14 protein-coding genes and 3 tRNA genes are annotated in these 12,686 nt (G+C 67.9%); 7 read left to right on the plus strand and 10 right to left on the minus strand.

Features of this window, described 5'->3' with window-relative positions:
- Nucleotides 1-92: 92 nt before the first annotated feature.
- Nucleotides 93-1,211 (plus strand): fatty acid desaturase family protein, encoded by a 1,119-nt coding sequence (locus F6W70_RS12395; RefSeq protein ID WP_318278921.1) that lies wholly within the window; start codon nt 93-95, stop codon nt 1,209-1,211.
- Between the two features lie 86 nt (nt 1,212-1,297).
- Here the strand turns inward: F6W70_RS12395 and F6W70_RS12400 are convergent, their stop codons facing one another.
- The 3 genes from F6W70_RS12400 to F6W70_RS12410 form a co-directional block, all read right to left on the minus strand.
- Nucleotides 1,298-2,698, minus strand: a complete 1,401-nt coding sequence (locus tag F6W70_RS12400; RefSeq protein WP_151486880.1) for a coiled-coil domain-containing protein — start codon at nt 2,696-2,698, stop codon at nt 1,298-1,300.
- Nucleotides 2,699-2,926: 228 nt separating this feature from the next.
- Complete coding sequence (locus F6W70_RS12405; RefSeq protein WP_318278890.1) at nt 2,927-3,451, minus strand: hypothetical protein; 525 nt, start codon at nt 3,449-3,451, stop codon at nt 2,927-2,929.
- 47 nt (nt 3,452-3,498) lie between these two features.
- The gene (locus F6W70_RS12410) at nt 3,499-3,804 is read right to left on the minus strand and encodes a DUF7882 family protein (protein ID WP_017831470.1); all 306 of its coding nucleotides are present in this window, start codon (nt 3,802-3,804) and stop codon (nt 3,499-3,501) included.
- A 134-nt stretch (nt 3,805-3,938) separates the two neighbouring features.
- Between F6W70_RS12410 and F6W70_RS12415 the strand changes: the two genes are divergently transcribed.
- The 3 genes from F6W70_RS12415 to F6W70_RS12425 all read left to right on the plus strand — a co-directional run bounded on the left by F6W70_RS12415 (nt 3,939) and on the right by F6W70_RS12425 (nt 6,556).
- The gene (locus F6W70_RS12415) at nt 3,939-4,202 is read left to right on the plus strand and encodes a hypothetical protein (protein WP_235563402.1); all 264 of its coding nucleotides are present in this window, start codon (nt 3,939-3,941) and stop codon (nt 4,200-4,202) included.
- A gap of 135 nt (nt 4,203-4,337) precedes the next feature.
- Nucleotides 4,338-5,663 carry a peptidoglycan DD-metalloendopeptidase family protein gene (locus tag F6W70_RS12420; RefSeq protein ID WP_318278891.1) on the plus strand — a complete coding sequence of 442 codons (1,326 nt, stop codon included), beginning with the start codon at nt 4,338-4,340 and terminating at the stop codon, nt 5,661-5,663.
- 47 nt (nt 5,664-5,710) lie between these two features.
- Entirely contained in the window at nt 5,711-6,556 is an 846-nt protein-coding gene (locus tag F6W70_RS12425; protein ID WP_151486882.1) for a coiled-coil domain-containing protein, read from the plus strand.
- A gap of 39 nt (nt 6,557-6,595) precedes the next feature.
- Here F6W70_RS12425 and F6W70_RS12430 read toward each other — a convergent pair whose 3' ends face one another.
- From F6W70_RS12430 to F6W70_RS12445, 4 genes are all read right to left on the minus strand, one after another.
- Nucleotides 6,596-6,886, minus strand: a complete 291-nt coding sequence (locus tag F6W70_RS12430; RefSeq protein WP_151486883.1) for a hypothetical protein — start codon at nt 6,884-6,886, stop codon at nt 6,596-6,598.
- A 128-nt stretch (nt 6,887-7,014) separates the two neighbouring features.
- Nucleotides 7,015-7,087: transfer RNA gene (locus tag F6W70_RS12435), tRNA-Phe, on the minus strand.
- Between the two features lie 69 nt (nt 7,088-7,156).
- Nucleotides 7,157-7,230 (minus strand) — tRNA-Asp (locus F6W70_RS12440).
- A 29-nt stretch (nt 7,231-7,259) separates the two neighbouring features.
- Nucleotides 7,260-7,332: transfer RNA gene (locus F6W70_RS12445), tRNA-Glu, on the minus strand.
- Between the two features lie 211 nt (nt 7,333-7,543).
- Here F6W70_RS12445 and F6W70_RS12450 point away from each other — a divergent pair.
- The gene (locus F6W70_RS12450; protein ID WP_151486884.1) at nt 7,544-8,902 is read left to right on the plus strand and encodes a M23 family metallopeptidase; all 1,359 of its coding nucleotides are present in this window, start codon (nt 7,544-7,546) and stop codon (nt 8,900-8,902) included.
- A 79-nt stretch (nt 8,903-8,981) separates the two neighbouring features.
- Here the strand turns inward: F6W70_RS12450 and F6W70_RS12455 are convergent, their stop codons facing one another.
- Both F6W70_RS12455 and F6W70_RS12460 read right to left on the minus strand, forming a co-directional pair.
- Nucleotides 8,982-9,473, minus strand: coding sequence for an inorganic diphosphatase (locus tag F6W70_RS12455; RefSeq protein WP_055869737.1), 492 nt, complete (start codon nt 9,471-9,473; stop codon nt 8,982-8,984).
- Nucleotides 9,474-9,556: 83 nt separating this feature from the next.
- Nucleotides 9,557-10,222, minus strand: coding sequence for a TMEM175 family protein (locus F6W70_RS12460; RefSeq protein ID WP_235563389.1), 666 nt, complete (start codon nt 10,220-10,222; stop codon nt 9,557-9,559).
- A gap of 76 nt (nt 10,223-10,298) precedes the next feature.
- On the opposite strand from F6W70_RS12460, the gene tilS reads away from it, so the two are divergent.
- Nucleotides 10,299-11,291: a tRNA lysidine(34) synthetase TilS gene (gene tilS / locus F6W70_RS12465; RefSeq protein WP_151486885.1), complete on the plus strand. Its 993-nt coding sequence runs from the start codon at nt 10,299-10,301 to the stop codon at nt 11,289-11,291.
- Nucleotides 11,292-11,354: 63 nt separating this feature from the next.
- Here the strand turns inward: tilS and F6W70_RS12470 are convergent, their stop codons facing one another.
- Nucleotides 11,355-11,951, minus strand: coding sequence for a DUF937 domain-containing protein (locus tag F6W70_RS12470; RefSeq protein ID WP_151486886.1), 597 nt, complete (start codon nt 11,949-11,951; stop codon nt 11,355-11,357).
- A 132-nt stretch (nt 11,952-12,083) separates the two neighbouring features.
- On the opposite strand from F6W70_RS12470, the gene hpt reads away from it, so the two are divergent.
- Nucleotides 12,084-12,635: a hypoxanthine phosphoribosyltransferase gene (hpt, locus tag F6W70_RS12475; RefSeq protein WP_017831480.1), complete on the plus strand. Its 552-nt coding sequence runs from the start codon at nt 12,084-12,086 to the stop codon at nt 12,633-12,635.
- The last annotated feature ends 51 nt before the right edge of the window (nt 12,636-12,686 follow it).

Below are 12,686 nucleotides of genomic sequence, written 5' to 3' on the forward strand. Positions count from 1 at the left end.
CGAAGGCGCATGTGGGCGGGGCTACTGTGAGGTAAGCGTTGGGCATCTGCCTTGGGCTTCCACAGCTCGAGGGCTCCGAACGTCAGGAGAAGATCATCTCCATCACACAGATCGAACCGACCGCGGCAACGCTGGGCCCGATTCGTCAGACTTACTCCGGCAATGCGGACTTCCCGCCCATGGCCCAGGCGTACAAGCAGGTGTCGCAGGTGGTCAAGGAGACCGGCCTGCTTCAGCGCACCCAGTGGTTCTACGTCTTCGTGGCCGCAGGCATCGCGGTGGCCCTCGGCGGCCTCATCACCGGCTTCATCCTGCTCGGCGACAGCTGGTTCCAGCTGCTGATCGCTGCGGGGCTCGGCATCGTCCTGACGCAGATCGCGTTCCTCGGGCATGAGGCCGCGCACCGCCAGATCCTGAGCACGGGGCCTGCGAACTTCAAGCTCGCGCGCATCGTGATCGCCAGCATCGGCATGAGCTACTCGTGGTGGGACTCGAAGCACACCAAGCACCACGGAAACCCGAACCAGGTCGGTAAGGACCCCGACATCGAGGTCGACACGATCTCGTTCCTCGAGGAGGACGCCGCCAAGGCGAAGGGCCTGATCAAGCTGATCACCCGCAAGCAGGGTTGGCTCTTCTTCCCGCTCCTCACCCTCGAGGGGCTGAACCTCCACTTCCTCGGCCTGAAGTACCTCATGACGACGAAGAACGTCAAGGGACGCTGGACCGAGCTCAGCATCATCGCGCTCCGGTTCGCCCTCATCCTGGTGCCCGTGTTCATGATGCTCCCCCTCGGTATGGCTTTCGCCTTCATGGGGGTGCAGTTCGCGGTCTTCGGCGTCTACATGGGAGCCGCGTTCGCGCCGAACCACAAGGGGATGCCGATCATCGAGCCCGGCGCCCGCCTCGACTTCTTCACCAAGCAGGTGCGCACCTCCCGCAACATCAGCGGTGGATGGTGGACGACCTGGCTCATGGGCGGCCTCAACTACCAGGTGGAGCACCACCTCTTCCCGAGCATGCCGCGACCGCACCTCGCCAAGGCGCGGGAGATCGTACGCGACTACTGCGCGGCGAACGACGTGCCCTACACGGAGACCAGCCTCGGTCGGTCCTACATGATCGTCATCGAGTACCTGAACCGGGTCGGACTCTCCGCCGGAGCAGATCCCTTCGACTGCCCGGCAGTCGCGCAGTTCGGCCGGGGGTAGCCACCAGACATCACCGGGCCTGATCAGTCCGGGAACGACAGAGGCGCGAGCAGGAATCCCTGCTCGCGCCTCTGTCGTTCGTGGGTCTACTTGGAGGACTTCTTCTTGGTCTCCACCACGTCGATCGTGATCTTCTCGAGCGGGCGGTCGTCGTCGAGCTCGTCCTCGAGCACCTCGTCGCCGAGGAAGGTCTCCTCCGGCACCTCGTCGGCGATGACCGGCGCGGGCGCGGGCGCTGCGGGCGCTGCGGGCGCGTCCGCTCCGGTGATCTCCGTGGGCAGCGAGTCGTCGGAGAAGATCCCGTCGGGACGGATCAGCTCGCGCACCTCGGCCATGAAGCTCGTCAGCTGCTGCTGCTGCCACCGCAGCTGACGGGTGCGGTCCTCAGCGTCGTGCAGTACCGCAGTGGTGTGGCCGGTGACCGAATCGACGATCTTCTGGGCCTTGGCGCGAGCGCGCTCGAGCGTCTCGCGAGCGCGGACCTGAGCTTCGGCCTCGATCGCCTGCGCCTGCGAGCGGGTCAGGCGCTCGTAGTCCTCGGCGCGTGCCGAGATGCGCTGGGCGTGCTCGAGCGATGCCGTGACCTGCTCGTTCGCGTCGTCGGTGATCCGCTCCGCGTGAGCGACGGCCTGGTTGTGCAGCACGAGGAACTCCTGCTGCGCGTCGTCCTGGCGGCGGGTGAGGGTCTCCTCGAACTCCAGCACACGGGCGTTCATGTCGCGCACATCGCGCTCGGCATCGGCACGCAGCTGGGTTGTCTCGCGGGTGACGAGCGAGCGCAGCGCGGCCGCGCCCTTCTCAGCTTCGGTACGGATCGCCGTGGCCTCCTGTGCGGCCTGGTTCACCTTCTCCGCGGCGTGCGCGGCTTCGCGCTCGATGCGTGCCTCGTGCGCCGTGTACTCGGTGTCCATCTTCAGGCGCACCTGATCGGCGTCACGCTGCGCCTGGGCGGTGATCCGCTCGGCGTCGGCCTCGGCCTCAGCGCGCTGCGCGGTCACTTCCTCACGGGCAGAGGTCATCAGACGGTCGGCCTGCACGGCCGCGTTCTGGATGAGCACGTTCGCCTGCTCCTCGGCGACCCGCAGGATCGCCTCGAACTGCTGGCGCGACGGAGCCTCTTCGCCGTCCGGCTGCGGAGCGTCGACGAGTTCGGAGGTGAGGGTGGCGACCTGCTGCTCGGCGTCGGACACCTTCGCGTTCGCGGCCGTCAGCTCGCTCTCGAGAGCTTCGCGAGCCTTGCGCTCTTCTTCCCGCACCGCCTCGACGGCTTCCTCTTCGCGGGCCTGGGCCTCGGCGACCTCTGCGGCGGCCTGCTTGAGCTGGTTGCGGAGAGTCGAGAGCGCCGCGTCGACCTCGGCCTTGTCGTAGCCGCGGAAGCCGACGGTGAACGCACCCTGCTGCTCGCGGGGCGCGGTCTCGATCAGCTGGTCGAAGAAGTCCGGCGAGCGCTCGCCGTCGCGGTCGGAGGTACCGGGAGATTCGCTCATGGGTTTCTTGCCTTTCTGGCGGGGCCACACCGGGAGCGGCGGCTCCATCCCGACAGTCGGGACGGTGTGGACCGGAGGAGGTCGTCAGGGCGCACGCCACCACCGTGACCCGGCGGAGGACCGGCGGGCAGGGCGCGCCCTACAGCCTAGTTGCGTCTGCTGAATGTTTCGCCTTCGTCTTCCTGCTCCGCCGGCGCTGCGGTCGAGGGCGCTCGATGCGCCGGGTGGTCAGGCCTCGTTCACCCAGCGCGCGTTCCTGTCGTCGAGAGGCTCGCCGCGCACGTATCGCACGGGTTCTCCTGGGGCGACCGCGACCTCGCGGACCTCCGCTGCGGCGGCGATGCGCGAACGCAGATCGGTCCACAGCTGCACGGTCTGCGGAAAACCGAAGTACTCGCGGAAGGTCTCGATCTGCATCCGGGTTCCGTCTGCGACGGGAACGAGCCGGGCGACCGTGTCATCGGGCTCGACGAACCGGATGCCGTAGGCGCCGTCGCTGCGGATGACGTACTCGCGCTCCTTCGTCGCCATCGCCGATGCCACGATCTCGCGAGCGCGGGGTTCCGCGGCCTGGATCACCACTGTGGTGCCGAGTTCGGTGAGTGCCGCGTCGAGCTGGTCCGAGGCGAACTTCTTGCCGGCTCGGGCGCCGGCCTCCGACGCTCTGCGGCCCAGGCGGCTCTTCAGGATCGGACCGCCGATGATCAACGCGAGGATCGGCAGGCCGAGGAGAAGGTACGCAGCAGCATCCACGGGCACAGCGTATCCGGACACCTGACGTGCCCTTCGCGCAGAGCGTGTCAGACGGAGGTCATCAGATGGTCGAGCACCAGCTCGCCCGACGCGTTGAGAGCCTGCATCATTTCCGCGATCAGTCGAGGATCGATCGGTGGCTGCTCGGCGGCGTCGTACCCGAACTGCAGGGGGATCGCCGGGTGGATCCAGACGGTGGCGCGCTTGTCCACGCCGTCGGTGACGGGGCGCCAGGTCATCATGAAACTCTCCTGGCGGCGGAGCTTCGTCGAGATGACGATCTTCAGATGCGCCAGCGTCGCGTCTTCGATGAGGATCGGATCCGAGGTCCCGTCGTAGCGCAGTCTGCCCATGAGAGAACGCTACACCGCGCGCGTTCTGCCTCTTCTGCGGCCCGTGCGCAACCCCCTCTGCGAAGGGCCGTCGGATCGATACCGTCGCAGCATGACGACAGTGGAATGACAACGAGGAGGGCGGGGTGCAGACGATGGCGCGTACGCGGATTGCGCTCAACGAATCAGAGTTCTTCCTGGCGCAGGGTCAGGACGTCGCGGAGCTGAGAGGCCGGATGGAAGGAGCGATGCGCGCGGGCGGTGGGTTCGTCGAATTCGTCGTGGTGGGCAATCGCGCGGTGAGCGTGCTGATCACTGCGGCGACGCAGGTCGTGATCTCCGTCGAGACGGTGGAGTACGACGCGCGCGACACCGGGGACAGTGCCGTGCCGTACGGCGGGGAGTACGACCTGCTGTGATCGCGCGGGCCGTGGGCTCCCGAGGACGGATGTGCGGGAGCCTCGGCCGCGCTCTGCGGCGCAGCACGGCGCACTGCTACGGTGACGACGGTGGGCATCGCGCCCCTGGGGCCGTCGAACAAGAGGAACTTCGAGATGAAGGGTCCGTCCCGTCTGCGTCTTGGTCGTATCGGGATCGCCACCGCGCTCGCGGTCGTGATCGGTGCGCTGGTGCCGTCATTGTCGGCGAGCATCTCGGCGACCGCGGCCACCGATGGGCAGATGGTGTATCCGGCCTCGGGCAACATCCAATCGAAGGTCGGCGACGGCTGCCGTGGCAACTATCGGGCGCATGAGGGTATCGACATCTCCGCCGCCGGTGGCACGCCGATCCTCGCCGCGTACAGCGGCGTGATCAAGTCGCGGACGGTGAACAGCGGCTACGGCAACTACACCGATGTCGAGCATCCGGGCGGTTACGTCACCCGGTACGCGCACATGGCTTCGCCGGGAACCTACGCTCCCGGCACCCGGGTGGAGCGTGGACAGCAGATCGGAATCGTGGGCAACACAGGGAACTCGCCGGCGTACCACCTGCACTTCGAGGTCCGGCGGAACGGCGCCGTGTACACCGGGATCAACGATGGCTTCGTGTGCCTGACGAACGTCGCGCGCGGAGGGACGATCCCCCTGACGTTCCCGGGACTGCGCACGGAGTCCGGCCCTCCGATCCCGCCCGCTGACTTCACCGGCGACGGCAGGTCCGACCTGCTGCTGGTGGCGGGCAACGGCGATCTGCGCCTGCGGGCAGGAACGGGTTCCGGAGGCTTCCAGGCTCCGACGACCCTGGTCAGTGGCTGGGCCGGCGACCGCCGGCACCTCACGCGCGCCGACCTCAACGGCGACGGACGAGGGGACGTCCTCGCAGCCAGGACGGATGGTGTGCTCGAGTTCTCTGCCGGCAACGGTGCCGGAGGGGTGGCGGCGCCCGTGGGCATCGGTGCCGGCTGGTACGACATGCTGCACGTCACCTCCGGTGCCGACTACACCGGCGACGGAAAGCAGGATGTGGTGGGCGTCTCGCCCGCGGGGACTCTGGTGATCTACCGCGGGAACGGCACGGGGGGATTCGCGGCACCGCAGGTCACCCTCGGCGGTGGCTGGCAGGGCTTCCACTTCCTCATCGGCGGCGACTTCGACAACGACGGCCGCGGTGACCTCATTGCGCTGGGTGACACGGGAATGCTCTTGTTCTATCGGGGGGTGACCAACGGCTTCGCGGCCGCTGTCGTGGTCGGAAGCGGGTGGTTGGAGTTCACCGCGGCGACGGGAGGGGTCGATTACGACGGCGATGGGAGGGCTGACCTATTGGCGCGCACGGCGGCGGGCGAGCTCTTCTTCTATCCGGGCAACGGCGACGGCGGTTTCGGCGCGCGGAGGCTCGTCAGCGCCGACTGGGCCGATCACCTCGCCATCGAGTAGTCGACAGCATGCCCGCCGCGCCCGAGAGCGCGGCGTAGGGTGGGCGCATGGCCGAGCCGACGTTCGAGGAGATCGCGGCGGGGTTGTACTCCGGGCCTCCGGAAGAGTTCGTATCGTCGCGAAAGGCGCGCGCGGAGGAGGCCGGGGAAGCCGCACTCGAATCGCGAATCCTCGCTCTGCGCAAGCCCTCGATCGCGGCGTGGGTGGTGAACGTGTTCGCCCAGGAGCGGGCCGGGCAGCTGGCAGAAGCCTTGGCGTTGGCTCGGGAACTTCGCGAGGCGCAGGACGACCTGGATGCCGCGGCACTGGCGAAACTCGGCCGTGAACGGCGTCTGCTGACGAGGAAGCTCGCTCAGGCCGCGGGAGAGCTGGCCGCGTCGCGGGGCGAGCGTGTCACACCGGCGACGCTCGAGGCGGTCGAGCAGAGCATCTCCGCCGCCTTCTTCGACACGGTGGCGGCGTCTGCCGTCGCGTCAGGGCGGCTGGTGCGCGCCCTCGCGCCGTCGGCGACGGCGACCGATATGCGCGACGCCGTCGCGGGCGATCTGCCCGAGCTGGAGCCGCTCTCACCGCCTGCAGTGGACGAACTGCGAGACCGAAGGGCCCGCCGCGATGCGGAGCGCGCGATCGCCGCGGCCGAGAAGGAACAGGCGTCGGCCGAGCGCGAGCTCGCCGACCGTGATGCGGCGCTGAGGGAGCTGCGTGCCCGGAAGGACGAGCTCACCGCGCGTGTTTCGGAACTCGAGGCCCAGCTCGCCCGGACCCGCGCCGATCTGACCAGGGCTGAGCGCGACCTTCCGGAGGCGGAGCAGCGCCGGGTGGACGCGACGATGAGGGCGGATGCTGCGGCCGATGCCCTCGACACGGCACGGAACGCGAAAGAAGCGCTCTGACCGGCGCCTGCGCTCCGTGGCGCTTGCGGCGCGGGAAGGTCAGAGCGGGCGGTGGATGAGGCGGCCGCGGAGAAACGGGAGCACCGGGGCTCTGTATTCCATAGCTGACGTGTCCTCGGGATCGAGAACGAGCTCCGCCTGCCCGAAACGCCACATGCGGTTGTAGAGGTAGACGCCGATGGTGGTGTGCCGGTCGGCGGGAACCTGCCAGGTGCCATCGCCCCACTGCGTCGGCTGGCCTCGTCCGCCGATGACGAGCGTCGGCCTGACGCCCGGGTAGAGCGCGAGGCGCGGCCTGTGCATCGTGAGCTCGATCCGGCGGGTGCTCATCTGTGCTCCTCGTCTTGGGGCTCCCGGTCGAACGGTGACGCGGGGGAGCACTCGCCAGGGCAAAGCAAAACCCCCGCCATGTAGAAGCTAGGCGAGGGTTTCTGGGCTGATTGTAACGATCAGCCGTGTGGCTCCGACCGGCATCGATCCGGTGACCTTTCGATTTTCAGTCGAACGCTCTACCAACTGAGCTACAGAGCCGCGCGACCGGCGAACCTGTCGCGTCCTAGACGAAGAGCCCTCTCCGAAGAAAGAGCTCATCGCACGGAGCGACCCTGACGGGACTTGAACCCGCGACCTCCGCCGTGACAGGGCGGCACGCTAACCAACTGCGCTACAGGGCCATACTTGTTTTCAATTATACCGGAAGGTGTGACCCCAACGGGATTCGAACCCGTGCTACCGCCGTGAAAGGGCGGCGTCCTAGGCCGCTAAACGATGGGGCCGAGTCAGTCCCGGGGGACTTCCTTGCCGACGCTCAAGCATAAGGGATGTTTTGAGCAAATCGCGAATCGAGGGCGCGGCGCCGCACCCCGGGCGTGTTCCGGGGGGGACGATCGAGGTGTCGGGAGCGGGCGCGATTGCCGCGATGCCCCCTGGTGCGGATGTGAAAGTTGTTGTTAGTGTGGCAACTGTGAAACCGGCGGAAGGGGCCGTGTGAACGACAAGATCACGCTGGATGCTGCAGTTGCTGCGGCGTCCGAGGACTGCGGCTGCGCGCCCACTCCGACAGAACGCCGTGCTTTCGGCAAGATGGGCATCAGCCGTCGCGGTGCCCTCGGCATCGGCGCTCTCGGCGTCGTCGCCCTCAGTGCTTTCGGCATCACCAACGGTGTGTCGGCCGCGTATGCCGCCACGTACCCGAGCTGGGACGATGTGCAGCGCGCGAAGAACAACGAGGCGGCGAAGGCTGCCGAGGTCTCGCGAATCGAGGGACTGATCCAGTCGCTCACGCAGAAGGTCGCCGAGACTCAGGCAGCGGCGCAGGTCGCATCGGCGGATTTCTACGACGCTCAGCAGGCCTACTTCGCTGCGGCCACCGAAGCCGACTCCATGCAGGCGAAGGCCGACGAGCAGGCTGCGGTCGCCGACAACTCCGCCCGCAAGGCAGGGCAGGTTGCCGCGCAGCTCTACCGCAACGGCGGCGACGACACGTCGATGGAACTGTTCTTCGCGGGCTCGGCGGACAACGCCGATGAGCTGCTCGCGCGCCTCGGCACGATGGACAAGCTCCTCGAGTACAACCAGTCCGTCTACGACAAGGCCGTCGCGGCGCGCAACTCCGCGCAGTCCCTCAGCGACCAGGCGGTCGTCGCGCGCAACGAGCGCGACCGGCTGCAGAAGGTCGCCGAAGAGAAGATGATCGCGGCGCAGCAGGCTGCGGATGCGGCGCAGGCAGCCCTGGACGAGCAGTCGGCGAACCTGGCCACGATGCAAGCGCAGCTCGCAGCTCTCAAAGATGCGACGACCCAGACGGTCGCCGGATACCAGGCCGGCGTCGAGGCGGAGGCAAAGGCACGTCGCGAACGCGAGGCCGCCGAGCGCGCAGCTGCGGCGGCAGCAGCCGCGGCCGGTGGTGGCGGAGGAAGCCAGGGATCCGGCGGATGGTGCCGTCCGCACGGCGGAGGAAAGAGCTCCGGATACGGTCCTCGCTCCGTGCAGTGCGGCTCGAAGGGCTGCTCCTCCTCGTTCCACTACGGCACGGACTTCGCCAACGGCTGCGGCTCGGCGATCTACGCCGCAAACTCCGGCACCGTCGACTACGCCGGCCCGAACGACGGGTACGGCAATTACATCCGCATCCAGCACGGCAGTGGCGTCGGCACCGGCTACGCCCACATTCGCGACGGCGGCATCCTCGTCCGCTCGGGTCAGTGGGTCAACTCCGGTCAGGTCATCGCCTATGCGGGCAACACCGGTCGCTCCTTCGGCTGCCACCTGCACTTCGAGGTGTACGTCGGCGGCCGACCCGTGAACCCTGTGGCCTTCCTCAGCGATCGCGGAGTATCCGCCTGAGCGTCGACCACTCCTGACACGGAAGAAGACCCCCGGCCGCTGAGCGGAACCGGGGGTCTTCTTCATGCGTGCGGCGGGGTCAGTGGCCCTGCTCGCCGAAACGGACGATCGCCTCGTCGAGGATGCGCTGCGCCTCGGCGGCGTCACCCCACTCGTCGACCTTGACCCACTTGTTGGGCTCGAGGTCCTTGTAGTGCTCGAAGAAGTGAGCGATCTCCTTCTTCGTGTACTCGGCGATGTCGTCGATGTCCTGGATGTGCGCCCAGCGTGGGTCCTTCGAGAGCACGGCGACGAGCTTGTCGTCCCCGCCCGCCTCGTCGCTCATCTTCAGCACGGCCACCGGACGCACCTCGACGACGACGCCGGGGTAGATCGCGTGGTCGAGCAGTACCAGCACGTCGAGCGGGTCGCCGTCCTCGCCGAGCGTGTTGTCGAAGTAGCCGTAGTCGGCCGGGTAGCCGAAGGTCGTGTAGAGCACGCGGTCGAGGTGCACTCGTCCGGTCTCGTGGTCGACCTCGTACTTCACGCGGCTGCCGCGCGGGATCTCGATGACGGCGTCGTGTGCGCCCATGCGTGTGCTCCTCAGGAAAAGTTCGGTTGGATGCCGCGGACTAGCCTACCTGCGGCACTCGCACGCTCGGAGGCCGTGATCGTTCAGGATCCTGCGTCGACGGGTGGGGCACCGTCTTCGTGCGACCGACTCCGGAACAGACGATTCAGCACGCGGCTCATCGGATCGCTCAGAAGCAGCAGGAGGAGTCCGTAGTAGCCGTTCGGAGAGGCTGCGACCGCGATGATGAGGGCCGCGCCGAAGAGGACGATGGCGGCGAGGTCGCCGATAGCCCCCAGACGGATGGTCTGGGTCGACACGGTGCTGAGCTCGCGATGACGCGCCAGGTAGAGCCAGCCGGCGAGGGTGGTCACCTGCGTCATGATCAGCGTTCCGATGTAGACCACGGCCTGCAGAGCGTCGGTGTCCATCTGTCCGATCATCGCCGTGGGAACCGGCAGCCAGACGATCGTCGCCATCCAGGCGACGTTGATCCACAGCAGCGGTCCTGTGATCCACTCCACATCGCGGTACTGGCGGTGATGCCCCATCCAGAAGGTCGCGATGAGAAGGAAACTCAGCCCGAAGCTGAGCAGCTGACCCGAATGCTCGTTCAGGAACTCGGCCGTGCTCATGTGACCGGACGCGGCCTCGGAGACCGACTCCATCAGCGGGAGGATGAGCAGCGTCATCGCGATAGCGACGACGGCGTCGACGAACGCCTTGAATCTCTCGGTCCGGAAGGGGAGTGCACGCGTGTTGTCGGTCACGGCGTCAGGATAGCCCCGGACGCCGCTGCGCACGGCGGCGGGCACGCGGATCGGAGGATTGCCCTACCGTGGAATCGTGCCGTCACTTCCTCCCGCCATCGCCGAGATCCGCCTGGCCGTGCGCACCGCGCTCGCCGCGCTCCCCGAGGGATCGACGGTCATCGTCGCTCTGTCCGGTGGAGCGGACTCACTCGCGCTCGCCGCAGCCACCGCCTTCGAGGCCTCGAGACTCGGGCTCCGCGCAGCGTCATTGACCGTCGATCATGGTCTGCAGGACGACTCCGCAGAGGTCGCCGCTCGCGCAGCGCGCAGCGCCGCCGAGCTCGGCCTCGACCCCCTCATCGTGCGCGTCGACGTCGCGGGGGAGGGCGGCCCCGAGGCTGCCGCCCGCGATGCTCGCTACGGGGTGCTGCGCGATGCGGCCGCAGATGTGCGCGCCGCAGCGGTGCTGCTCGGCCACACCCTCGACGACCAGGCCGAGACGGTGCTCCTCGGACTCGCCCGCGGATCCGGCGCCGCGAGTCTGCAGGGGATGGCCCCGGTGCGGGAAGACGACGACGGCGTGCGGTGGGTGCGACCGCTGCTCGGTGTGCGGCGGGAGACGACGAGGGCATTCTGCGCGGCGTCCGCGCTCGACCCCTGGGACGACCCGCACAACCTCGACGACCGCTACGCGAGGGTCCGGGTGCGCGAGCGCGTGCTCCCTGTTCTCGAGGCTGAGCTCGGCCCTGGCATCGCCGAGGCACTCGTACGCACGGCCGAGCAGCTGCGGGAAGACGCCGAGGCGTTCGACGAGATGATCCAGGAGACGATCGAAGACATCGTCGAACACGCGGAGGCGGGAATCTCGGTGAGCGTGGCAGCGCTCGCCGCCAACCCTGCGGCGCTGCGCAACCGCATCATCCGTCTCGTCGTCGACAGCGAGTTCGGGGTCAGCCTCACGAGGACGCAGACCGTCGAGGTCGCGCGACTGGTGACCGACTGGAGCGGTCAGGGACCGATCGACCTGCCAGGGTGCTCGGCTGTTCGTCGCGGCGGGCGCATCGTCTTCACCGCATCCGGCCGCTGAGCGCGTCTCGTCTCGAACGCTCTCCGCGTCCGTGCCCGACGGCCGGATGGGTGGGTTGAGGTCTTACTTCTTTCCGCCGAGGAGGCCGCCGAGGATCCCACCGAGGTCGATGCCGCCGCCGGAGCCACCGCTGTTGCCGCCACCGAGAAGCCCGCCGATCACGTCGCCGATGCCACCCGACGCGCCGCCCTTGTCGTTGCCGCCGAGCAGGCCGCCGATGAGGTCGCCGATGCCACCGGAGCTCTCGGCTCCGGCATCGGCCTTCGCCGTCTTGTCCTTGTTCGCATTGGCGATGAGGCCCATCACGATGGGGGCCAGGATCGGAAGGAGCTTGCCGAAGTCGATGCCGGGGGTCGCCTTCGACTCCGTGAGCTCCTTCGTGACCTCCTTCTCCTTCGATCCGAGGATGTGCGCGACGATCTTGCCGCCGTCCGCCTGATCGATGTCGTCGACCTTCGAGGCACCGGAGCTGCCCTCGTGCTTCTTGAGCGCGTTCCGGATGGCGGCGGAGCCCTCATCCGTCTGCGCGTTCTGGGCGAGCCCGCCCAGCAGCACCGCGCCGCCCTGCTCGACCGCGACCTTGGCCTCGTCGCGCGAGACGCCCAGCTTCTCGGCGATGTCGTCGATCGGCACCTGCGTGAGGATGTCGTCAAGAGCCATGGTGAATCCTTCCGTCGGGGCGTCCGCCCACATCACCGCTCACAGTAGTGCGGATGCCGCGCGAGGGGGAGATGCCTCCCCGATCGACGAACCTGGGACCGAGCATCCGATCGCGTCGCCTAAAATCGATCCATGCGCGCCGCGGAGATCCAGGACGACCTTGCACAGATCCTCGTCACAGAGGAGGAGATCCTCGCCAAGCTCGACCAGCTCGCGGCGCAGGTCGCCGAGGATTACGAGGGTAAGGACCTCGTCCTCGTCGGGGTGCTCAAAGGCGCCGTCATGGTCATGGCCGACTTCGCGCGGGCGCTGCCGTTCCACGCACCGATGGACTGGATGGCGGTCTCGAGCTACGGAGCGAGCACCAAGTCGAGCGGCGTGGTGCAGATCCGCAAGGACCTCGACACCGACCTCAACGGCAAGCACGTCCTGATCGTCGAGGACATCATCGACTCCGGCCTGACCCTCAGCTGGCTGCTGGAGAACTTCGGATCCCGCGGAGCCGAGTCGATCGAGGTGCTGGCGCTCCTGCGCAAGCCCGAGGCCGCGAAGGTCGTCATCGACTGCAAGTACGTGGGCTTCGACATCCCCACCGATTTCGTCGTCGGATACGGCCTCGACTACGACGAGCGTTACCGCAACCTGCGCGATGTCGCGGTGCTCGCGCCGCACGTCTACAGCTGACGCCGGCGCCACGCTACGCCGTGGGTGAACGCACAGCGGCCCCCTAGGGCG

It is taken from the genome of Microbacterium maritypicum, assembly GCF_008868125.1.
Taxonomy (GTDB): Bacteria; Actinomycetota; Actinomycetes; order Actinomycetales; family Microbacteriaceae; genus Microbacterium; species Microbacterium maritypicum.

Bases quoted from the DNA above. Each gene is read 5' to 3' on its own strand.
- F6W70_RS12455 (WP_055869737.1), bottom strand. From the start codon at position 9,473: ATGGGCGCACACGACGCCGTCATCGAGATCCCGCGCGGCAGCCGCGTG.
- F6W70_RS12415 (WP_235563402.1), top strand. From the start codon at position 3,939: ATGGCGCGTACGCGGATTGCGCTCAACGAATCAGAGTTCTTCCTGGCG.
- hpt (WP_017831480.1), top strand. From the start codon at position 12,084: ATGCGCGCCGCGGAGATCCAGGACGACCTTGCACAGATCCTCGTCACA.
- F6W70_RS12430 (WP_151486883.1), bottom strand. From the start codon at position 6,886: ATGAGCACCCGCCGGATCGAGCTCACGATGCACAGGCCGCGCCTCGCG.
- F6W70_RS12420 (WP_318278891.1), top strand. From the start codon at position 4,338: ATGAAGGGTCCGTCCCGTCTGCGTCTTGGTCGTATCGGGATCGCCACC.
- F6W70_RS12425 (WP_151486882.1), top strand. From the start codon at position 5,711: ATGGCCGAGCCGACGTTCGAGGAGATCGCGGCGGGGTTGTACTCCGGG.
- F6W70_RS12470 (WP_151486886.1), bottom strand. From the start codon at position 11,951: ATGGCTCTTGACGACATCCTCACGCAGGTGCCGATCGACGACATCGCC.
- F6W70_RS12410 (WP_017831470.1), bottom strand. From the start codon at position 3,804: ATGGGCAGACTGCGCTACGACGGGACCTCGGATCCGATCCTCATCGAA.
- F6W70_RS12400 (WP_151486880.1), bottom strand. From the start codon at position 2,698: ATGAGCGAATCTCCCGGTACCTCCGACCGCGACGGCGAGCGCTCGCCG.